This window comes from Bradyrhizobium sp. B039 (assembly GCF_038965675.1).
GTDB classification, from domain to species: domain Bacteria; phylum Pseudomonadota; class Alphaproteobacteria; order Rhizobiales; family Xanthobacteraceae; genus Bradyrhizobium; species Bradyrhizobium diazoefficiens.
Genome location: NZ_CP152416.1, coordinates 6,036,912 through 6,056,636, shown reverse-complemented (window position 1 = coordinate 6,056,636; position 19,725 = coordinate 6,036,912). Strand labels below are relative to the sequence as shown.

At 65.1% G+C, this 19,725-nt stretch carries 20 protein-coding genes; 12 read left to right on the top strand and 8 right to left on the bottom strand.

Features of this window, described 5'->3' with window-relative positions:
• Positions 1-141: 141 nt before the first annotated feature.
• The 9 genes from flgB to atzF all read left to right on the top strand — a co-directional run bounded on the left by flgB (position 142) and on the right by atzF (position 9,361).
• Entirely contained in the window at positions 142-546 is a 405-nt protein-coding gene (gene flgB, locus AAFG50_RS28930) for a flagellar basal body rod protein FlgB (protein ID WP_011088557.1), read from the top strand.
• A gap of 39 nt (positions 547-585) precedes the next feature.
• Positions 586-1,011, top strand: a complete 426-nt coding sequence (flgC, locus tag AAFG50_RS28925) for a flagellar basal body rod protein FlgC (protein WP_007602149.1) — start codon at positions 586-588, stop codon at positions 1,009-1,011.
• A gap of 16 nt (positions 1,012-1,027) precedes the next feature.
• Positions 1,028-1,336 carry a flagellar hook-basal body complex protein FliE gene (fliE, locus tag AAFG50_RS28920; RefSeq protein ID WP_011088556.1) on the top strand — a complete coding sequence of 103 codons (309 nt, stop codon included), beginning with the start codon at positions 1,028-1,030 and terminating at the stop codon, positions 1,334-1,336.
• A 118-nt stretch (positions 1,337-1,454) separates the two neighbouring features.
• Positions 1,455-1,718: a flagellar biosynthesis protein FliQ gene (gene fliQ, locus AAFG50_RS28915; RefSeq protein WP_011088555.1), complete on the top strand. Its 264-nt coding sequence runs from the start codon at positions 1,455-1,457 to the stop codon at positions 1,716-1,718.
• A gap of 17 nt (positions 1,719-1,735) precedes the next feature.
• Positions 1,736-2,506, top strand: a complete 771-nt coding sequence (fliR, locus tag AAFG50_RS28910) for a flagellar biosynthetic protein FliR (RefSeq protein ID WP_011088554.1) — start codon at positions 1,736-1,738, stop codon at positions 2,504-2,506.
• 7 nt (positions 2,507-2,513) lie between these two features.
• On the top strand, positions 2,514-3,593 hold the full coding sequence (flhB, locus tag AAFG50_RS28905) for a flagellar biosynthesis protein FlhB (protein ID WP_028173299.1): 1,080 nt from the start codon (positions 2,514-2,516) through the stop codon (positions 3,591-3,593).
• Positions 3,594-3,747: 154 nt separating this feature from the next.
• Entirely contained in the window at positions 3,748-6,333 is a 2,586-nt protein-coding gene (locus tag AAFG50_RS28900; protein WP_028173300.1) for a PAS domain-containing protein, read from the top strand.
• Positions 6,334-6,804: 471 nt separating this feature from the next.
• Positions 6,805-7,806, top strand: a complete 1,002-nt coding sequence (locus tag AAFG50_RS28895) for a Tim44 domain-containing protein (RefSeq protein ID WP_011088551.1) — start codon at positions 6,805-6,807, stop codon at positions 7,804-7,806.
• Positions 7,807-7,975: 169 nt separating this feature from the next.
• The gene (gene atzF / locus AAFG50_RS28890; protein ID WP_028173301.1) at positions 7,976-9,361 is read left to right on the top strand and encodes an allophanate hydrolase; all 1,386 of its coding nucleotides are present in this window, start codon (positions 7,976-7,978) and stop codon (positions 9,359-9,361) included.
• A gap of 10 nt (positions 9,362-9,371) precedes the next feature.
• Here the strand turns inward: atzF and AAFG50_RS28885 are convergent, their stop codons facing one another.
• The 4 genes from AAFG50_RS28885 to AAFG50_RS28870 form a co-directional block, all read right to left on the bottom strand.
• Positions 9,372-10,097 (bottom strand): Crp/Fnr family transcriptional regulator, encoded by a 726-nt coding sequence (locus AAFG50_RS28885; RefSeq protein WP_028173302.1) that lies wholly within the window; start codon positions 10,095-10,097, stop codon positions 9,372-9,374.
• 90 nt (positions 10,098-10,187) lie between these two features.
• Entirely contained in the window at positions 10,188-11,027 is an 840-nt protein-coding gene (locus tag AAFG50_RS28880; protein ID WP_028173303.1) for an ABC transporter ATP-binding protein, read from the bottom strand.
• Positions 11,028-11,047: 20 nt separating this feature from the next.
• A complete protein-coding gene (locus AAFG50_RS28875; RefSeq protein ID WP_231166537.1) occupies positions 11,048-11,752 on the bottom strand; it encodes an ABC transporter permease in 705 nt (234 codons plus the stop codon).
• 134 nt (positions 11,753-11,886) lie between these two features.
• Positions 11,887-12,888 carry an NrtA/SsuA/CpmA family ABC transporter substrate-binding protein gene (locus AAFG50_RS28870; RefSeq protein ID WP_028173305.1) on the bottom strand — a complete coding sequence of 334 codons (1,002 nt, stop codon included), beginning with the start codon at positions 12,886-12,888 and terminating at the stop codon, positions 11,887-11,889.
• 317 nt (positions 12,889-13,205) lie between these two features.
• Here AAFG50_RS28870 and AAFG50_RS28865 point away from each other — a divergent pair, with 317 nt between their 5' ends.
• Positions 13,206-13,880, top strand: a complete 675-nt coding sequence (locus AAFG50_RS28865; protein WP_028173306.1) for a hypothetical protein — start codon at positions 13,206-13,208, stop codon at positions 13,878-13,880.
• 78 nt (positions 13,881-13,958) lie between these two features.
• Positions 13,959-14,666 carry a glutathione S-transferase gene (locus tag AAFG50_RS28860; RefSeq protein ID WP_028173307.1) on the top strand — a complete coding sequence of 236 codons (708 nt, stop codon included), beginning with the start codon at positions 13,959-13,961 and terminating at the stop codon, positions 14,664-14,666.
• Between the two features lie 312 nt (positions 14,667-14,978).
• Here the strand turns inward: AAFG50_RS28860 and AAFG50_RS28855 are convergent, their stop codons facing one another.
• The 3 genes from AAFG50_RS28855 to AAFG50_RS28845 form a co-directional block, all read right to left on the bottom strand.
• Positions 14,979-15,653 (bottom strand): isoprenylcysteine carboxylmethyltransferase family protein, encoded by a 675-nt coding sequence (locus tag AAFG50_RS28855; RefSeq protein ID WP_011088543.1) that lies wholly within the window; start codon positions 15,651-15,653, stop codon positions 14,979-14,981.
• Positions 15,654-15,771: 118 nt separating this feature from the next.
• On the bottom strand, positions 15,772-15,945 hold the full coding sequence (locus AAFG50_RS28850) for a hypothetical protein (protein ID WP_166465998.1): 174 nt from the start codon (positions 15,943-15,945) through the stop codon (positions 15,772-15,774).
• Between the two features lie 291 nt (positions 15,946-16,236).
• Positions 16,237-16,716, bottom strand: coding sequence for a hypothetical protein (locus AAFG50_RS28845; protein ID WP_028173308.1), 480 nt, complete (start codon positions 16,714-16,716; stop codon positions 16,237-16,239).
• Positions 16,717-16,964: 248 nt separating this feature from the next.
• Between AAFG50_RS28845 and AAFG50_RS28840 the strand changes: the two genes are divergently transcribed.
• Positions 16,965-18,620 carry a fumarate hydratase gene (locus tag AAFG50_RS28840; protein ID WP_028173309.1) on the top strand — a complete coding sequence of 552 codons (1,656 nt, stop codon included), beginning with the start codon at positions 16,965-16,967 and terminating at the stop codon, positions 18,618-18,620.
• 181 nt (positions 18,621-18,801) lie between these two features.
• Here AAFG50_RS28840 and AAFG50_RS28835 read toward each other — a convergent pair whose 3' ends face one another.
• Positions 18,802-19,722: a hypothetical protein gene (locus tag AAFG50_RS28835; protein ID WP_028173310.1), complete on the bottom strand. Its 921-nt coding sequence runs from the start codon at positions 19,720-19,722 to the stop codon at positions 18,802-18,804.
• Positions 19,723-19,725 lie beyond the last annotated feature (3 nt).

The window sequence follows — 19,725 nt, the reverse complement described above, 5'->3', positions numbered from 1 at the left end:
GTAGAATCACGGGGGAACGAATCCGTGTCCCGGCCCGGGACATGCATCTGTGACATCCTTAACCACCTGTTAACCATAAAGGCGGCAAATTCTGCCTAGCTTCGGACCCTGGGTCCGGAAGAGGCGGAAGGAGCCGCGACGATGTCCATCAACGACCTCCCGGTGCTGTCGGCGCTTCGCACCAAGATGCAGTGGCATCAGGAACGCCAGCGCGTCCTGTCCGAGAACGTCTCCAATTCCGACACGCCCAAATTCCGGCCGCGCGACCTGGTCGAGCCGAAGCTCGACAGGGCTGGCGCGGTCACGGGGTCGATGGGCCCGCTGGCAATGACCGTCACCAGCGCGTCTCACATGACGCCATCGGGCGCGGCCTCGGGTTTCGACCAGAACAGGAATGCCGGCTTCGAGACCCGCCCTGCGGGCAACGCCGTCAATCTCGAAGAGGAGATGATGAAGGCCGCCAGCAACCAGATGGACTACGCGGCGGCGACCTCGCTCTATTCGAAAAGCCTGCGTCTGCTCAAGACCGCGATCGGCAAGGGCTAGAGCATGATCCCGGAACAGAAGAGCTAGAGGAGGCGCATCATGGCCAATGACAGCAGCGACTTTGCCCGCTCGATGGCGATCGCGACCTCCGGCCTGCGCGCGCAGGCCGGGCGCATGCGGGTGATCTCAGAGAACATCGCGAACGCGGATTCGACGTCGCAGACCGCAGGCGGCGATCCCTACCGGCGCAAGGTGCCGACCTTCTCCTCCGCGCTCGACCGCACGCTCGACGCGCAGGTCGTCACCCTCGGCAGGATCAAGCCGGACCAGTCGAACTTCCGCACCAAATACGAACCGAACAATCCGGCCGCCGATGCGACCGGCAACGTCAAATATCCCAACGTGAACTCGGTGGTCGAGATGACCGACATGCGCGACGCGCAGCGGTCCTACGAGGCCAATCTCAACATCATCAGTGCGACGCGCCGGATGATCCAGCGCACGCTCGACATCCTCAAGAGCTGAACAGGACATTTGAGCCATGGCATCACCGACAATCGCCGCCAACGCCTATGCCAACCTTGCCCGCGTGCTGGAGAACAGCGGCGCCGGCAAGGGCAGCGAAGCAAGCGGGCAGTCCTTCGCCTCGCTCCTGAAGGACGCCGTCGGCAGCGTCATGGAGTCCGGGCGCAAATCCGACGCGCAGACCGTGGCGATGGCCGCCGGCAAGGCCAACGTGATGGACGTGGTGACGGCGGTCGCTGACACCGACGTTGCCGTCTCCACGCTGGTCTCGGTCCGCGACCGCGTAATCTCGGCGTATGAAGACATCATGAAGATGCCGATCTGATTTTTAGGCACGTCATTCCGGGGCGGTGCGAAGCACCGAACCCGGAATCCCGAGATTCCGGGTTCTCGCTTCGCGAGCCCCGGAATGACGACAAACAATTCAAAGTGAGAAATCGAAAATGACCGGACCCGAGACCCTCGACGTCGCGCGCGATGCGATCTGGACGATCGTGATCGTGTCGTCGCCCCTGATGGTGGTCGGCCTTGTGGTCGGCGTGATCGTGTCGCTGTTCCAGGCGCTGACGCAGATCCAGGAGCAGACGCTGATCTACGTGCCGAAGATTCTGGCCATCTTCGCCACAATGCTGTTGGCGCTGCCGTTCATGGCCGACTCGCTCCACGCCCACATGCTGCGGATATCGTCGCGAATCATCGGCGGCTGAGGCAAGATGCGTAGATTATGCGCATCGACGTCTCGCTGCTGCCGGCGCTTGCGGCGGCCTTCATGCTCGTCTTCGCCCGGGTCGGCGCGATGGTGATGCTGTTGCCGGGCCTGGGCGAGACCAACATCCCGACGCGGGTGAAGCTGTCGATCGCGCTCCTGCTCACGCTGATCATCCTGCCGCTGCATCGCAGCGCCTATCACGTCGACATGGGCTCGCTGGCGCCGCTTCTGGTGCTGATGTTGCATGAGATCGCGATCGGCATCGTGCTGGGGGCAACCGCGCGCGTGACGCTGTCGGCGCTCCAGGTTGCGGGTTCCGTGATCGCGCAGCAGATGGGGCTCGGCTTCGTCACCTCGGTCGATCCGACGCAGGGACAGCAGGGCGTGCTGGTCGGCAACTTCCTGACCATGCTCGGGGTGACGCTGCTGTTCGCCACCGACAGCCATCACCTGGTGATCGCGGCGCTGAACGACAGCTATGCGATCTTCTCGCCGGGCGAGACCGTGTCCAGCGGCGATGTCGCCTCGCTTGCAACGCGCGCCTTCGCCGCCGCGTTCCGCCTCGGCCTGCAGCTCTCCGGACCGTTCCTGGTGTTCGGCCTCGTCTTCAACATTGGGCTCGGGGTGCTGGCGCGGCTGATGCCGCAGATGCAGGTCTATTTCGTCGGCGTGCCGCTGTCGATCTTCGCCGGCTTCCTGGTGCTGGCCGTGGTGCTCACCGCGATGATGGGCACCTTTCTGGACTATTTCATCGGTGTCATGCACCAGATGATGCCGCTCAAGTAGGTGATCGATGGCGGAAGACAACGATCCAGAGAGCCAAACAGAAGACCCGACGCAAAAACGCCTCGACGAGGCGCTCGAACGCGGCGACGTCGCCAAGAGCCAGGAGATCAACACCTGGTTCATGATCGCTGGCGGCACGCTCGTGGTCTCGACCTTCTCGGGCTCGGTGGGCAGCGGGCTGGTGACGCCGATGCGCAACCTGCTCGCCAATTCCTGGATGATCAAGACCGACGGCCGGGCCCTGCTTGCGCTGCTGCAGCAGATCGAATTCGCGGTGCTTGCGGCGATCGGCGTGCCCCTGCTGATGCTGGTGCTGGCGGCCGTCGCCGGCAACATGCTCCAGCACCGCCTGGTCTGGTCGGCCGAATCCCTCAAGCCCAAATTCAGCAAGCTCTCGCCCGCGGCCGGTTTCAAGCGCATCTTCGGCAAGCAGGCGGCCGCGAACTTCCTGAAAGGCCTCGGCAAGCTGATCGTGCTCGGCGTGGTCATGGGCACGATCCTGTGGCCGGAGCGGCATCGCATGGAGGCGATGGTCAGGCTCGATCCGGCCGCCATGCTCGGCGCCACCACCAGCTTGACCATTCACCTGCTCGGCGCGGTGGTCGCGGCGCTCGCGATCATCGCCATAGGCGACTACTTCTTCCAGTACCGAAGCTGGTTCCAGCGGCAGAAGATGTCGCTCCAGGAGATCAAGGAAGAGTTCAAGCAGTCCGAAGGCGACCCGCACATCAAGGGCAAGATCAGGCAGCTGCGGCAGCAGCGCGCCAAGAAGCGCATGATGGCGGCGGTTCCCAAGGCCTCCGTGATCATCACCAACCCGACCCACTATTCGGTGGCGCTGTCCTACGAGCGCGGCATGCAGGCACCGATCTGCGTCGCCAAGGGCGTCGACAATCTCGCCTTCAAGATCAGGGAGATCGCGCGCGAGCACGACATCCCCATCGTCGAGAACGTGCCGCTGGCCCGTGCGCTCTACGCCACCGTCGAGATCGACCAGGAAATCCCGACCGAGCACTACCATGCGGTCGCCGAGGTCATCGGCTACGTCATGCGGCTGAAGCGCGGATTCGGCGCCGGGCGGGGATAAAATACCCGAAAAGTACCGGAAATGGCCGTAATCTGGGAATCAGCGTACCTTTCGCCCTTGCTGCCCTTGCGCCTGCGGGTCCGATTCAGGCAGGGAGGACCCCACGCGCGCCGCAGCGCGTTGATTCTCTGCCGACAGGCTGCGCCAGCTCGAGATGACTGCTGAGACCGACCACGACCTCACACGCGAGCCCGTTGCGGCGCACGAGCCTTCGCCGCGCTCGGGCAGCATTGCGCTGGTGCTGCTGGTGGCCGCCGGCCTGGTCGCGGTCGCCGTCGGGCTGATGACGCTCGGCCGCGCGCAGGCGCAGCCCTATATCCTCGGTATCCTCGCCGTGCTGGCGATGGTCGGCCTGTTCAACCTGTTCGCCTTCGCTGCCGGCATCATCCGCTTCGCCGACCGCAGTCTCGACGATCCAGTCGTGGGTCGTATCGCCGATCATGGCTTCGACGGGCTGGCCGTGACCGATCCGCGCGGCCATGTGGTCTATTCCAACGCGGCCTATCTGACCCTGACCGGCGCCACGGGCCCGCAGGACGTGCGCCCCGTCGAGCGCGTCTTCATCGGCAATCCCGACGTCTCCGAAGCCGTGTTCCGTCTGCTGAAGGCCGCCCGAGAGGGCAAGCGGCAGCAGGAAGAGGTGCGCATCTCCGGCCATGACGGCAGCCAGGGCCGCTGGCTGCGCATGCGGGTGCGCCCGCTCGGCACCGGAAAGCGCGAGGCGAAATACGCGGTGTGGTCGATCGCCGACATCACCCGCGACCGCGAGCGCCAGGAGGACGTGTTCCAGGAGCTCCAGCATGCGATCGAATATCTCGATCACGCGCCTTGCGGCTTCTTCTCGGTCAATCCGGCCGGCGAGCTCGCTTACGTCAACGCGACGCTGGCGAACTGGCTCGATTACGACCTCGCCGAGATCGGCTCGGGCGGGCTGAAGCTCGCCGACATCGTCTCCGGCGACGGCGCTTCGCTGCTCAGCTCCATCGTGGCCGTGCCGGGCGAGGTGAAGACCGAGGTCTTCGACATCGACCTGCGCATGCGCACCGGCAAGACCATGCCGGTGCGGCTCTATCACAAGCTCGCCTTCGGCGCCGACGGCGCGCCGGGGCCGTCGCGCACGCTCGTGATCAGCCGCGCCCGCGACGAGCGCAGCGATCCGGACCGCGCCGCCGAAGTGCGTTTCATGCGCTTCTTCGACCACACGCCGATGGCGATCGCCACCGTCGACCGCGGCGGCAACGTCGTGCGCGCGAACGCGCGCTACGCCAAGCTCGCGCAGGGACTCGGCCTCGACAGCGCCAGCAAGTCGATCTTCCGCGCCATCAATTCACGTGACCGCCACCTTGTGATCACGGCCATCAACCAGGCCGCGGAAGGCAAGGCCGACATCGCGCCGGTCGAGGTGGCGCTGGAAGGAACCAAGGAGCGCTGGGGCCAGTTCTTCGTCACGCCGGTCGACGCTGCCGAGAACGACGCTGAAGCCGCCATCGTGCACATGCTCGAGACCACCGAGCGGCGCGCGCTGGAGAACCAGATCAACCAGTCGCAGAAGATGGAGACGGTCGGCCAGCTCGCCGGCGGCATCGCCCACGACTTCAACAACGTGCTGTCCGCCATTATGATGGCGAACGACTTCCTGCTGAACGCGCACAAGCCGACCGATCCGTCGTTCCAGGACATCATGCAGATCAAGCAGAACGCGACGCGCGCCGCGACGCTGGTGCGGCAGTTGCTCGCGTTCTCGCGGCGGCAGACGCTGCGCCCGCAGGTGCTGGATCTCGGCGATGCGCTTTCCGACCTCACCATGCTGCTGCGCCGGCTGATCGGCGAGAAGGTCAAGCTCGATCTGATCCACGGCCGCGACCTCTGGCCGGTGAAGGTCGACGTCTCCCAGTTCGAGCAGGTGATCGTCAATCTCGCGGTGAACGCCCGCGACGCCATGCCCGACGGCGGCAAGCTGATCATCCGCACCGCCAACGTCGCCACCGAGGATGCGGGCAAGCTCGCCTACAAGGGCATGCCGGCGGCGGACTATGTGCGGATCGAGGTCGCCGACACGGGCACCGGCATCCCCGCCGACATCCGCGACAAGATCTTCGAGCCGTTCTTCTCGACCAAGGAAGTCGGCAAGGGCACCGGCCTCGGCCTCTCCACCGTCTACGGCATCGTCAAGCAGACCGGCGGCTTCATCTATGTCGACTCCGAGCCGGGGCAGGGTACCTCGTTCCACATCTTCCTGCCGCGCCACCATGCCGAGCCGGAGGTGCAGGTCGAGCAGCCCGCGGCAGTGGTCAGCACGGCCAATGGCGCCGCGAAGGAAGCCGTGCCCGCCACGGCCGAAGCAAAGCCGCGCACCGATCTGACCGGACAAGGCACGATCCTTCTCGTCGAGGATGAAGAAGGCCTGCGCGCCCTCAACGCACGCGGCCTGCGCTCGCGCGGCTACACCGTGGTCGAGGCCGAGAACGGCGTCGAGGCCATGGAGATGCTGGAGGAGCAGAGCGGTGCGATCGATCTCGTCGTCTCCGACGTGGTGATGCCGGAGATGGACGGCCCGACGCTGCTGAAGGCGATGCGCGAGAAGAACCCTGATATCAAGTTCATCTTCGTCTCCGGCTACGCCGAGGACGCGTTCGAGAAGAGCTTGCCCGAGGGCCAGCAGTTCGACTTCCTGCCAAAGCCATTCACGCTCAGCCAGCTCGTGGCGGCGGTGAAGGAGACGATGACGAAGCAGGGGTGAGCGCTGCGCGTGGGATGCACACACCGCGCGGCAATCTCTGCCGTCGTCCTGGCGAACGCCAGGGCTTATACCGCGTGATCCATCGATTGCGCGCGCTGCCAATCCCGAACGACCAGTCTTCGCCAAACCGCCTCTTGGGGTAATGGGTCCTGGCGTTCGCCAGGACGACATCGAGGAGACCGCGCGCAATTGTCCCAACACCGTCATTGCGAACGTGGCGAAGCAATCCAGACTGTCTCCGCGGAACCAGACTGGATTGCCTTGTCCCAAGGGCTCAATGACGAGGAAAAAGCGAAATTTTAGCCCTAAAGGCCGCCGGTAACGGGCGACCATGGCCCTTCGCGCGCGGCCCGGCCAAACCCCCGCCAAATATGGGCTTTTGCCACATCCCCGCGACTGAGGGCCGCAGCTACAAGTTCCGAAACCGGCTTCACTTTTCGCTCCGGCTGACCATCTTAGGGGCACGTCCCCATGCCGGGGATTTGGGAAACGAACATGAATTTCTCGCAACGCTCCCGCAGTCTCTTCAAGACGATCGCCGTCGTGCTGGCGCTTGCGCTGCCGACAGCGCTGGCGATCTCGTCCGCCGACGCGCGCGTCGGTGGCGGCATGTCGTCGGGTTCGCGCGGCTCGCGGACCTATTCGGCGCCGCCGTCAACCACGACCGCGCCGGGCTCGACCTCGCAGTTCAACCGCACCTACACCCAGCCGGGCGCAGGCATGAATTCGGCCGCGACCGCGCCCGCGCGCGGCGGCCTGTTCGGCCGCGGCGGCGGTTTCCTGGGCGGCCTTGCGGCCGGCTTCCTCGGTGCAGGCCTCCTGGGCATGCTGTTCGGCGGCGGCCTGTTCGGCGGCCTCGGCGGCCTGTCGTCGATCCTGGGCCTGATCATCCAGATCGTGCTCGTGGTGTTCGTGGTGCGGCTGGCGATGTCGTGGTGGCAGCGCCGCCACACGCCGCAGGCGGCCTATGCCAACGCTGATGCAGGTAGCGGTCCGGGACCGCAGACGAGCTATCGCAGCGGCCTCGGTGGCGGTCTCGGCGGCTTCGGTTTCGGCGCCAACAACGCGCCGCTCGAGATCAAGCCGGTCGACTATGAGGCGTTCGAGCGCCTGCTCGGCGATGTCCAGACCGCATGGTCGAACGAGGACGTGGCCAAGCTGCACACGCTCGCGACGCCGGAAATGGTCTCCTATTTCGAGCAGGACCTCGGCCAGAACCGCGCGCGCAACGTCGTCAACAAGGTCACGAACGTGAAGCTGTTGCAGGGCGACCTCGCGGAAGCCTGGCGCGAGGGCGAGACCGACTACGCCACGGTGGCGCTGCGCTTCGCGCTCACCGACAAGACGCTTGACCGCAACACCGGCGCTGTGGTTGCCGGCAGCGAGCAGCCGGGTGAGGTCACCGAAGTCTGGACCTTCGCCCGACGCCCGGGCGGCACCTGGGAATTGTCGGCGATCCAGCAGACCAACTGATCGCGAGCGAATTGAACAATCAGGGCGTCGTGCTTCGGCACGGCGCCTTTTTCTTTGAGCCGCATTTATCCCCGATCCGGCCGACCATTTGGGCGAAGCACTTAATTGCTTGTTGCCCGCGCGCTGCTCCCGCAATTTCGCGCCTGCCGGTCAGCGAAGGAGATATTCGGTGAGTCAGTCTGTCGCGCGCTCCAGGACAAATCACGAAACCATCGCCAGGAATTCGTCATCGGCGCTGGAGGCGATCGAAACGGCGTACGACCGGATCGAGGCCGAGCGCGAGCGCAATTGCTGGATCTATCTCCGCCCGCGGGAGGAGGCGCTGGAAGAATGCCGCAAGCTGGTGGCGCGCGCGCGGACGGGCGAAAATCTTCCGCTGCTCGGCATTCCCTTCGGTGTGAAGGACAATATCGACGTCGAGGGAATGCCGACCACCGCCGCATGCCCGGCGTTCAGCTACACGCCCTGGCATTCCGCGCACAGCGTCGAACGCCTCACCGCGGCCGGCGCAATTTGTCTCGGAAAGACCAATCTCGACCAGTTCGCCACAGGCCTGTCCGGCGCGCGTTCGCCCTATGGCCCCTGCGCGTCGGTTGCCGACGCGCGCTATGTTTCGGGCGGCTCCAGTTCCGGGTCCGCGGTCGCCGTGGCGGCCGGGCACGTCGCGTTCGCGCTCGGCACCGATACCGGCGGATCCGGCCGCATACCTGCCGGCTTCAACAACATCGTCGGAATCAAGCCGACCGTTGGGCTGGTGTCATCACGCGGGCTGGTGCCGAATTGCCCGACGATCGATTGCGTCTCGGTGTTCTGCAATACCGTCAGCGACGGCGAGGCGATCATCGAAATTATCGAGGGGTTCGATTTCGAAGATCCCTACAGCCGCGTGCCCAGGGCCTTTTCTTTCGCCACAGGGACGGTGCCATCGTTCCGGTTCGGCCGCATCGCGTCCGCCGATCTCGAATGCTTCGGCATGCCGGAATGCGGCGAGCTCTATGAGCGCGCCTGCGAGCGTTTCACGCAGATCGGAGGAACGGCGATCGAGGTGGACTTCGCCCCGTTCCGCCAGGCCGGGGAGTTGATGTTCAGCGGGCCCTGGGTCGCGGAGCGGCACTCGGCCATCGCTTCGCTGATGGACATCGATTCCGGCTCCCTGCTTGACATCACGAGGACCGTGCTGGGCTCAGCCGCCGGCTATTCAGCGATCGACACGTTTGGTGCCATTCACCGGTTGCACCGACTTCGCCGCGACGCCGAGGCGATCTTTGCGGGTATCGATGCGCTGGTGGTCCCGACCGCACCGCGGCCGTTCACGCTGGAGGAGATGGATCGCGATCCGATCACGCTCAACAATCGCCTCGGCTACTACTCGTACTTCGCCAATCTGCTCGATCTCTGCGGCGTGGCGGTTCCGAACGCGACATTGCCGAACGGCATGCCCATGGGCGTGACCCTGCTGGCGCCGGCCTGGCATGATCGCGCGCTGATCGGACTGGCGCGGCGGTTCGAGGCCAGTGCAGGCCGAGCGGCTTTCGAATTGAAGTCTGGCGGCTGAAGGGCGGATATTATTCCATCCCTTGCCCGAGCGTCGAAAGATCCAGGATCGAAATCACGGATCTGTCGTACCTGATCACGCCTTCCTCCTGGAGCCGCGCGAGTTGTACTGTTACCCATTGGCGGGTGGAGCCGATGAGATTGGCGAGATCGCCGTGGGTAAACGGCATCCCGACGACGATCTCGCCGCCGCGCTTCACGCCGTAGACGTGCGACAGGAAGATCAACAGGCTGTGCAGCCGCTCGGTCACCGAGCGCGTCCCGAGCATCTGGGCCATCGCCGAATAGCATCGCGCCTTGAATGCCAGGGCATCCAGCAAGGCGACGGCGATCGTCGGCGATTCGAGCGCAAGCCGCCGCAGCGCCGGTCCGGGCATGAACGTCAACCGGCTGCGTTCGGCCGCAACCGATGTCCACATGTGCGGGCCCGTTCCGAATATATCGGGGCCGCCGACGAAGTTGCCGGGAAACCAGTAGGCGAGCGTGACCTCGCGCCCCGACGGCGCCGCATAGTAGCTGCGGATGCGTCCCTCGCTGATCAGGTAGATCCCGGCCTGTGTGTCGCCCTGAGACCAAACGAGTTGGCCGGCTTCCAGGGCCTTCTCGCGTCCGATCGCACGCAGCCGATTGCAATCGGCCCGGCTGAGACCGTCCAGCAAGCCGGGCAGCGGCCTGACGAGATTGTCCGACTCGGCCAGCATCACGCCTGCCGCTATCGCGCTATTCGCCCTGTGCATCGCCGGCTCCACTGTGAGACCCGGCATCGATTATTCAAGAACCATGCCAGCGCGCTGCCGGCTGCTGCTCGATTTCCGAGTTCTGGGCGATCAGCTCGCGTCCGACTGATTGAACGCCCGCAGCCCTTCTGCGCGGATGACGTCGAGACAATCCTTCTTGAGGGAAAGATAGGTTGGCTCGACCATGACGGCACTCGACCGCGGGCGCGGCAGCTTGACCGCGACTTCGCGCAGGATGCGGCCGGGTCCCGCGCTCATGATGAGAACGCGGTCGGCCAGCACGATGGCTTCATCGATGTCATGGGTGACGAACACGATCGTCGCCTTGATCCGGTCGCGCAGCTCCAGCAGATTGTCTTGCATCACCGCCCGGGTCTGGGCGTCGAGGGCTCCGAAGGGCTCGTCCATCAGCAACACGCGGGGCTGATTGGCCAACGCTCGCGCGATCGCCACGCGCTGTTGCATGCCGCCGGACAGCGTGTTCGGATAGGCGTCGGCGAAACGCTTGAGACCGATCATCGCGATCAGATCGTCGGCGATGGCGTTCGCTTCCGTCGTGGACTTCCCAAGCATCCTGGGGCCGTGGGCGATGTTCTTGCGGACAGACTTCCAGGGGAAAAGATGCGGCTGCTGGAACACCATGCCGACATCGGGGCGCGGGCTGTAGACACGCGAGCCCTCGACCAGGATGTCGCCTTCAAACGGCACTTCCAGTCCGGCGATCGTATTGAGCACCGTCGACTTGCCGCAGCCGGAGGGCCCGACGATGCAAACGAACTCGCCAGGCGCCACGTCAAAGGAAACGCGATCCACCGCGATGGTCTGCCCGCGATTGGTGTCAAATACGATGCTCAGGCTTGAGACTTGAATGGCCGGTTGTTTCCGCGCCGATTCGACGGAGGCCGGCGAACTTGCCAGAGCCAGTTTTATGATCGATCGAGGTCCCGACATCAGCGCCACCAGACGGTACGTTCTGCAAGCGCCGAAAACAGACGGTCGGCAATGAACGAAATCAACCCGAGCGCTGCGAGCCCGCCCATGACCTGGCCCGTTTGCAAATTCTGCTGCGCAATCTCGATCCTGTAGACAATGCCGGCGAAAGCGCCGGCAAGTTCGGCCGCGACAAGCGTGTAGAAGGAGATGCTGACGGCGGTGCGCAATCCGACCACGATGTAGGGAAGCGCGCCCAGCAGGACGATCTCCTGAAGCATCTGCCGCCGTGGCGTGCCGAGCATCAACGCCGCCCGAATGAGGCCGCGGTCGACCTTTTGCACGCCGATGTGGGTCGAAAGCCAAACCGTGAAGAACACGCCCCATACGACGAGGAACAGTTTTCCCGCTTCCGACAGGCCGAACCAGAGGATGACGATCGGCACGAAGGCAATCGGCGGAATTGGCCGCAGGATATGGAATAGCGGGGAGAGCAAGCTCGAGATGACAGGGAATTGGCCGGTGAGGATGCCGAGCAGGATGCCGAGCGCGCCGCCCACGATGAACCCCGTGGTGACGCGAAAGAGGCTGGCCAGCAGATCGCCAAGGAACTGTCCGCTTCGTATCCACTCGAGGACCGCCGCAGCAACCACCGTCGGCGGCGGAAACAGCACCATGTTGACGGCCCCGGAACGGGAGACCAGTTCCCAGAGACCGACGAACAAGGGAAGCGAAAGCGCCCCGACCAGAATGTTGAGACGGCGAAGACGGGCTGAATTCGGCCGCCGACCGTGACCGTCGGTGCGGAGAGCAATTTCCTGTCGTGCTGAAGTGCCGTCCTGCATGGCTGTGCGGGTGTCTATTTCCACGAGAGGGTGACGCGTGCGGGGTCGACCTTCTTCAGTGGCTCGGCGACGACGACCTTGCTGAAGTCGGGCATCGCCGCTCCCGGAGGATGGTTGCCGCTCTCGAGGCGCCATGCGGAGTGAGTCTTGAGGATCTCGATCAGCCGATCGTCGAGACGCACCCGGTAGACATAGTCGGCCCAGATGGGAGCGAGGTCGTCACGCTTCATGCCGACCGCGTCCGCCACCACCGTGATCGCTTCGTTCTGATGTGCCTTCACCCAGACCTCGGCATCGATCAGTGCGGCGATGAACTTCTCGACCACCGCAGGGTTGGCATCCAGATAGGTTTTCATGACGACGATGTTGAACGTCTCGGAGTAGGTGCCCGTTGTATCGAGCTCAGCGACGGCTTCGCCCAGGGCCTTCTTCGCGTTGGCGATGTGGGGTTCCCAAGTGTCGATCGCGTCGATGCTTCCGGCTGCAAGTGCCGGCAGCATTTCCTGCGGCCGCAGGTTGACGAGGGTGACATCCTTGGCAGTCAATCCCGCCGACTTCAGCAACGTCGCCGTGTAGACCTCGCTGCCGGTGCCGGCCGTGAATCCGATTCGCTTGCCGCGAAGCTCTGCCTTGGTCTTGACGCCGGCCTTGGCCGCAACGACCGTCTTGAGGTCGGAATATTCCATGCCGGCGATGAAGGCGATGGGCTGGTTTGCCATCGCCGAAGCGGTGACCGGCGCCTCCGCCGTCGTCGCGATGTCGGCGCCGCCCCCGATCACGGTGTCCAGGCACTGCTTGCCGGACGTGAAGTTCGAGACCGTGATGTCCAGTCCGTTCTTTTCGAAAATCCCCTTCGATTTGGCGACGATTGCAAGGCCGGAGATCGGTCCGAGGTTTTGCGCGAGCCGGGCTTTGAGCAATTCCGCGGCCGAGGCGCAGCCCGGACCGATGGCAAGGCAGCAAAGCGCGGCATAGCCGGCAATTGCCGCGATTGGGCGGACGGTGTTCCAGTGCATGACGATCTCCCCTCGCGCCGCGCCCGGCGGCAGCCCCGATGTGCTCGCGGATGCCGCCCTGAACGGCCCCGCAACGGACTCCCGCGTCCTCCCCTGGGCGATCGCTTGAGGATCGGCCCGTGCTGGGCATGCTCACCCGGCGCTACGGTCGCGGGAAGCAATTAATCGACACGGCCTTCGGGGGCGGCCGGTCCCGCGCCTCCGCTCGAGGTGACGCGCGGTGGGCGGCCGGAATAATGTCCGTCGTGACGGGTTCGTGTCAGAGGGTCAAAGACGGGCCAGCCAAGAGCAATCGCAGGACCAAACGGGAGGATAGGATGAACTTTATTGCCAGAGTCATCGTACCAGCAGGCGCTGCGCTCGCGGTCTTCGCAAGTCCATCGGTGCTGGCGCAGTCAGCCGATATGACCTTCTTCGTGACCTCGAGCGGGCCGGGCAAGGGTGCCGATCTCGGCGGCCTGGAAGGGGCCGATGCGCACTGCCAGAAGCTCGCTCAGGCCGTCGGCGCCGGCGCCAAAACCTGGCGCGCCTATCTCTCGACCCAGGCCGCCGACGGCAAGCCGGCCGTCAACGCGCGCGACCGCATCGGCAAGGGGCCGTGGCAGAATGCGAAGGGCGCGGTCATCGCCAAGGATGTTGCCGAGCTTCATGGCCCCGCCAACAACCTGACCAAGCAGACGGCGCTCAGCGAGAAGGGTGAGGTCTCCAACGGAGTCGGCGATACGCCGAACCGCCACGACATTCTCACGGGGACGCAACCCGACGGCACCGCATTTGCCGCCGGCGACGACAAGACCTGCAAGAACTGGTCGTCCAGCACGCAAGGTACTGCGGTGGTCGGCCATGCCGACCGGCGGGGCCTGCGTGACGACGAGCCGTCGAAATCGTGGAACAGCTCGCACCCCTCGCGCGGTCCCGATGGCGGCTGCTCGCAGGCCGATTTGAAGAGCACGGGTGGCGACGGGCTGCTGTATTGCTTCGCGGCGAATTGAGGCGCGGAACACCGTCCACCGTCATCGAGTTCGTGGTTGCGTGCTACACTTGCCGCAACGCAATCACGGACTGTTTCCATGAAGTACGAGCTTTACTACTGGCCCGAGATTCAGGGCCGCGGCGAATATGTGCGGCTGGCGCTGGAGGAGGCGGGTGCGGCCTACGTCGACGTTGCGCGCGGCCCGCGCGGAACAGCTGCGATGATGAAGATGATGGACGCGCATGAGGGCACGCCGCCCTTCGCGCCGCCATTCCTCAAGGCCGGCAAGCTCGTCATCGGCCAGACCGCCAACATCCTGCTCTATCTCGGCGCCCGCCACGCCCTTGCGCCGCAGACGGATGCAGGCAAACTCTGGGTGCACCAGCTCCAGCTCACCATCGCCGATCTCGTGCTGGAGGTTCACGACACCCATCATCCACTTGGGCCCTCGCTCTATTACGAGGATGCGCGGCCTGCGGCGAAGAAGCGCACGGCCGAGTTCTGGAGCGAGCGCGTGCCGAAATATCTCGGCTATTTCGAACAGCTGCTCGCCGGCAATGGCGGCACTTACGTCACCGGCCGCCGGCTGACCTATGTCGACCTCTCGCTGTTCCAGATCGTCGCCGGGCTGCGCTATGCCTTCCCCAGGCGCATGAAGGCGTTCGAGGCAGACATCCCGGGCCTCGTCGGCCTGCACGACCGCGTCGCCGCGCGACCGAACATCAAGGCCTACCTTGCGAGCGAGCGTCGCATTGCCTTCAACGAGCAGGGCATCTTCCGGCGCTACAAGGAGCTCGATAGTTAGCCGGTCCGGAGGGAGGCTGGCGGCAGCCCCCGTTCCGGACCGGCCGTTTCGGGCGCGATCAATCGCCCGAACGCGTCGTGGCTCCCGAGCATCTGTGAACGCTCCGGACCAGATCGATCGTTTGAATCATGAGGGGCGGGAGCGAGGTCATGCTCGTCAGGGCAGGGGGGCTTGCAGAACATCGTCGCGTCTCCCGTTCACGTGGATGCGGGCTCCCTCTAGCGGGGTTCGGTTGCGGCGACGTCAGTCGATCGGAGGAGGGCAGGCGCTTTCCTAGGAGTTTCGACTCCTGCACGGGACAGTGATGCGCGCTCACCACACGCCGGGCAGCAGACGGTAGCGCACCCGCATCGCATAGTCGGCATAGCCCGGCAGGCCCTCGCGCAGCGTGCGCTCCTCGATGCGGATACGGACTGCTAGCAGCGCGAGGAAGAGCGGCTCCATCGCAAGACCCCACCACGAGCCCAGCAGCAGCGGGACGCCGGCGAAGAACAGGATCATGCCGCTGTACATGGGATGGCGCACATGCGCGTAGGGCCCCGTCGAGATCACGTGCTGCGCGCGTTCGGCTTGCAGCTTCACCACCGGCGCGGCGAACGAGTTTTCGCGGAACACCCACATTGTGAACAGCGTCGAGGCGAGGAACAGCACGAGGCCGAGGACCTGCAAAGCGAGCGGCATGCCGGAGGCAAGCTGGCGCCGGTCGAGGCCCATCGCGACCAGCCAGGCCAGTATCGCGAGCACGAACACGGCGATGAACGCCTTGTCGGCGGGCGGCTGGTCTTTCTGGATGACCGGACGGAGACGCTCGGCGAGCAGCGCCGGATCAAGCCGGTAGAGCCACCAGCCGCAGAGCGGGCCGAGTAGCGCGGAGGCGATCAGCATCACCCAGGCGCCGGGCCACTGCAGCGTGCCGGCGGACGCGAACAGCAGCGCGCCCGTCGCGACGACGAAGACCGTGTTCTGCAACAAGAGCCGTGCGATCATGCGCGCAGGTCCCGGGGCAATCCCACGCCATATTGACCCGGCTATCCGGCAAAGATGCGGCCGGACACGCGAAAAGCCCGATCGACCGGATCGGGCGCTTCAACTTCGGCAGGCCGGATCAGGCGAGCTGATCGATCCGCGTGCCCTGACCCGGCGGCAGCGGCACGGGCGGCTGCGGCTTGTAGGTCGGGTCGGTATCCTCAGTCTTGGCCTGATCGTCCTGCTGCTTGGTCGTGTCGTAGCTCGGGACCACGATCGCGATCGGCGGCGGCGCAACGGTAGAAACGCTCATCCACAAATCCTCACACATGGAAACAATTGAGTCTGTCCTGCGAGGAGCGAAATTTCCCTCAAGCCAATCGTTAAAATGCGAGGGATCTGGTGCGGTGGGAGGCGTCTTCGCGCCTGTCATTGTGCAATTTCAACGGGCGCCAACTCTCTCATCCGTCATTGCGAGCGCAGCGAAGCAATCCAGTCTGTCTCCGCGGAGGGACTCGCAATGACGGAGTATGCAGCGGGCGACGTTACGACACACGCGAGTCGCGCCTGCGGAAAGCGCGAGGCCTGCGGCAGACGCGCCGGCCTACTCGTCCTTCGGACGCGTGATCGCGATCGAGGCTTCCGTCTTGGTGCGCGAGCAATCCATGTTGAGGCGCTTGAAGCGCATCGACACCTTGTCGCCGCGGAGCAGGCCCATGCGCTTCAGGCAGCGCGTTGCGCCTTTGGCGGTGTCGTCCTTCGGCACCGTGAAGATGATCGCGGCCGCGGACGCGACGAGGTCATAGAACTGCGGCGTCGGCTTGCGATCGCCCTTGGCATAGAGCTCGTTGGAATAGTTTTGCCCCTGCGCGCGGCAACCGAGCGAGAGCTCCTTCGCCGCCGGGTGGGTGAGGTAGATGATGTTGGCGGCCTTGAAGTTGACCTTCAGCCTGTCGATGCCGCTCGCAAGCTGCTTTGCGATGTCATCGCACTGGTCCGCGCGGGCAGGCGAGGCGAGGGTCACAAGGCCGGTGATGGCGGCGGCGACCAGGATCGCGCCGCGGACGTTCGGTTCGAAAAACATGATGAAAAGCCCCTTAGGGCGCGCATTCAACCTTCGTCGCGCGCCGAGCGCAAGGGGTGGACGCAAGGCCTGCCGGGCACGATCATCGCCACCTGCGTCCGGCCGACGGTGACCGAAAAAGGACCGTCATGACGTCGAATCGGGATGCCCCGATCGCGCCGGAACGCCTTCCCTTTACGGCAAAAAAGCTTAGAACGCTTCTATGCCAGGGGCCCGCGCGAGGGCTCCAAAACCCCGAGATTCGCTCCATGAACGCTCCCACCGCCTTCCCCGACCCCGCAAAGCCCGTTCCGCCCTACAAGCACACCCCGCTGTTCCCGCTGGGCAAGGACGAGACGCCCTACAAGAAGATTTCGTCCGAGGGCGTCCGGGTCGAGAAGGTCCTGGGCAAGGACATGCTGGTTGTGTCGCGCGAGGCGCTGCGGGCGCTGTCGGAGGCGGCTTTCGGCGACATCAACCATTACCTGCGCCCCGGCCATTTGAAGCAGCTTCGCGCGATCCTGGAGGACGGCGAGGCGAGCCCGAACGACAAGTTCGTCGCGCTCGACTTCTTGAAGAACGCCAACATCGCGGCCGGCGGCGTGCTGCCGATGTGCCAGGACACCGGCACCGCGATCATCATGGGCAAGAAGGGCTGCAACGTCATCACCGACGGTGACGACGAGGCGGCGCTGTCGGAAGGCGCGCGCGATGCGTACCTGCGCCGCAACCTGCGCTACTCGCAGGTCGCGCCGCTCTCGATGTACGAGGAGAAGAACACCGCCAATAACATGCCGGCGCAGTGCGAGATCTACGCCGAGGGCGACGACGCCTACAAGTTCATGTTCATGGCGAAGGGCGGCGGCTCCGCCAACAAGAGCTTCCTGTTCCAGGCGACGCCTTCCGTCCTGACCAAGGACCGCCTGCTCGCGTTCCTGAAGGAAAAGATCCTCACGCTCGGCACCGCGGCGTGCCCGCCCTATCACCTCGCCATCGTGATCGGCGGCACTTCGGCCGAGCTCTGCATGAAGACGGTGAAGCTTGCGTCGGCCCGCTATCTCGACGCGCTGCCGACCCACGGCTCGCCCGACGGCAACGCCTTCCGCGACGTCGAGATGGAGAAAGAGATCCACAAGATGACGCAGTCGCTCGGCGTCGGCGCTCAGTTCGGCGGCAAGTATTTCTGCCACGACGTCCGCGTGATCCGCATGCCGCGCCATGGCGCCTCGCTCCCGATCGGGCTCGGCGTGTCCTGCTCGGCCGATCGCCAGGTGCTCGGCAAGATCACCAGGGACGGCGTCTATCTCGAGGAGCTCGAGCACAACCCGGCGCAATACCTGCCGCAGGTCGAAGAGGCGCTCGGCGGCGAGGTCGTCAAGATCGACCTCAACCAGCCGATGAAGGACATCCTGGCGACGTTCTCGAAGTACCCGATCAAGACGCGGGTCTCGATGACCGGCACCATGATCGTGGCGCGCGACTCGGCCCATGCCAAGCTGCGCGAGCGGCTGGAGAAGGGCGAGCCGCTGCCGGACTACTTCAAGAACCATCCGGTCTACTACGCCGGCCCCGCCAAGACGCCGGAGGGCTATGCCTCCGGTGCATTCGGTCCGACCACCGCGGGCCGCATGGATTCCTTCGTCGACCAGTTCCAGGCCGCGGGCGGCTCCATGGTGATGGTGGCCAAGGGCAACCGCGCGCCGGCCGTGCGCGAGGCCTGCAAGAAATATGGCGGCTTCTATCTCGGCTCGATCGGCGGCGCCGCGGCGAACCTCGCCGAGCATTGCATCAAGAAGGTCGAGGTGCTCGAATATCCCGAGCTCGGCATGGAAGCGATCTGGCGCATCGAAGTCGTGGATTTCCCGGCGTTCATCATCATCGATGACAAGGGGAACGACTTCTTCAAGGAGTTGAATCTGGGCTAGCTCTTCACCTCTCCCCGCTTGCGGGGAGAGGTCGGACTTTGCGCGTCGCGCAAAGTCCGGGTGAGGGGGACTCTCCACGAGTCCAACTGTCACCGTCCTCGCGGAGACTCCCCCTCACTCCAACCCTCTCAGGGCGAGCGAAGCTCGTCGCGTCCCCGCAAGCGGAGCGAGGGGGAAGAGTTCAACTGCAATTCGTGACCTGGTTGGAGCACAGCGCGCGCCACCAGCCGCGGACGCCGTCGTGGCTCTCGACGAGGCCCCAGAGACCGCTGCAAGCGAGCAGGCGCTTGGGGCCGCCGTCGGTATCGATCGCGCCGCCGAGCTCGCGCTGGGCCGGCATCCATGTGGCATCGACGAACGGCGCCTGGAACAGCCCGCCCATGCGCGTGGCGCCGTTGGCGTAGGCGGCGCCGACCTTGTTGGAGGCGACCCAGCCGCGCCCGGCATAGGGCTTTGGCGCGCTGCGCGGATATCTCTTGTCGTCCTCGTAGTCCTTGCCCGGCGGCTTGGCGCCTTCGATCAGAAACCAGCCGTCCTTGAATCCGATGATGCGGAATTCGGTCAGCCAGCCGCCGTCGGGCGTGTTCTCGGCGCCGCCCAGTCTTAGCCGATAGGGTGGCGGCAGCGTGCCGAGCACACGCGCCTTCACTGACGGCTCGGCGCGCACGTTGAGGCCATCAGGGTCCTTGTCGATCGACCAGGCGCCGAGATCGCAGGGCTCGGTGCCGTCGAGCAGCGACGAACGCTTGGCGGCGAGATCGGCGTGCAGTTTTGCGAAATCGGTGTCGTCGTTGTCCGGGTCCGGCCCGGTGCGCGGCTTCAGCTCGGCTGAGACGGCGCGCGTCGCATCCGGCGTCAGTGTGACCACGAGCGCCTGGCGTGCGGCGAACACGCTTGCGGGCGTCTTCGGATCGTTCGATGTCGCCGGATAAACGGCGAGGTAACCGGTCGAGCCGTCGGTGCGATAGGCGGTGCCGGCCACAAAGCCCGCCGGCACCATGGCGAGCGCGCTTGCGCGCCACGCCGGTTCGGTGTCATCCGCGCGCGCTGCTTGTGTGACGACGCACAGCATCGCCGCCGCGATGAAACGGAGCACGCGCATGGC

Bases quoted from the DNA above. Each gene is read 5' to 3' on its own strand.
- AAFG50_RS28845 (WP_028173308.1), bottom strand. From the start codon at position 16,716: ATGTTTTTCGAACCGAACGTCCGCGGCGCGATCCTGGTCGCCGCCGCC.
- fliE (WP_011088556.1), top strand. From the start codon at position 1,028: ATGGCATCACCGACAATCGCCGCCAACGCCTATGCCAACCTTGCCCGC.
- fliR (WP_011088554.1), top strand. From the start codon at position 1,736: ATGCGCATCGACGTCTCGCTGCTGCCGGCGCTTGCGGCGGCCTTCATG.
- AAFG50_RS28885 (WP_028173302.1), bottom strand. From the start codon at position 10,097: ATGCACAGGGCGAATAGCGCGATAGCGGCAGGCGTGATGCTGGCCGAG.
- AAFG50_RS28900 (WP_028173300.1), top strand. From the start codon at position 3,748: ATGACTGCTGAGACCGACCACGACCTCACACGCGAGCCCGTTGCGGCG.
- AAFG50_RS28865 (WP_028173306.1), top strand. From the start codon at position 13,206: ATGAACTTTATTGCCAGAGTCATCGTACCAGCAGGCGCTGCGCTCGCG.
- AAFG50_RS28840 (WP_028173309.1), top strand. From the start codon at position 16,965: ATGAACGCTCCCACCGCCTTCCCCGACCCCGCAAAGCCCGTTCCGCCC.
- flgC (WP_007602149.1), top strand. From the start codon at position 586: ATGGCCAATGACAGCAGCGACTTTGCCCGCTCGATGGCGATCGCGACC.
- flgB (WP_011088557.1), top strand. From the start codon at position 142: ATGTCCATCAACGACCTCCCGGTGCTGTCGGCGCTTCGCACCAAGATG.
- AAFG50_RS28835 (WP_028173310.1), bottom strand. From the start codon at position 19,722: ATGCGCGTGCTCCGTTTCATCGCGGCGGCGATGCTGTGCGTCGTCACA.
- AAFG50_RS28860 (WP_028173307.1), top strand. From the start codon at position 13,959: ATGAAGTACGAGCTTTACTACTGGCCCGAGATTCAGGGCCGCGGCGAA.
- AAFG50_RS28870 (WP_028173305.1), bottom strand. From the start codon at position 12,888: ATGCACTGGAACACCGTCCGCCCAATCGCGGCAATTGCCGGCTATGCC.
- AAFG50_RS28895 (WP_011088551.1), top strand. From the start codon at position 6,805: ATGCCGGGGATTTGGGAAACGAACATGAATTTCTCGCAACGCTCCCGC.
- AAFG50_RS28850 (WP_166465998.1), bottom strand. From the start codon at position 15,945: ATGAGCGTTTCTACCGTTGCGCCGCCGCCGATCGCGATCGTGGTCCCG.
- AAFG50_RS28855 (WP_011088543.1), bottom strand. From the start codon at position 15,653: ATGATCGCACGGCTCTTGTTGCAGAACACGGTCTTCGTCGTCGCGACG.
- fliQ (WP_011088555.1), top strand. From the start codon at position 1,455: ATGACCGGACCCGAGACCCTCGACGTCGCGCGCGATGCGATCTGGACG.
- flhB (WP_028173299.1), top strand. From the start codon at position 2,514: ATGGCGGAAGACAACGATCCAGAGAGCCAAACAGAAGACCCGACGCAA.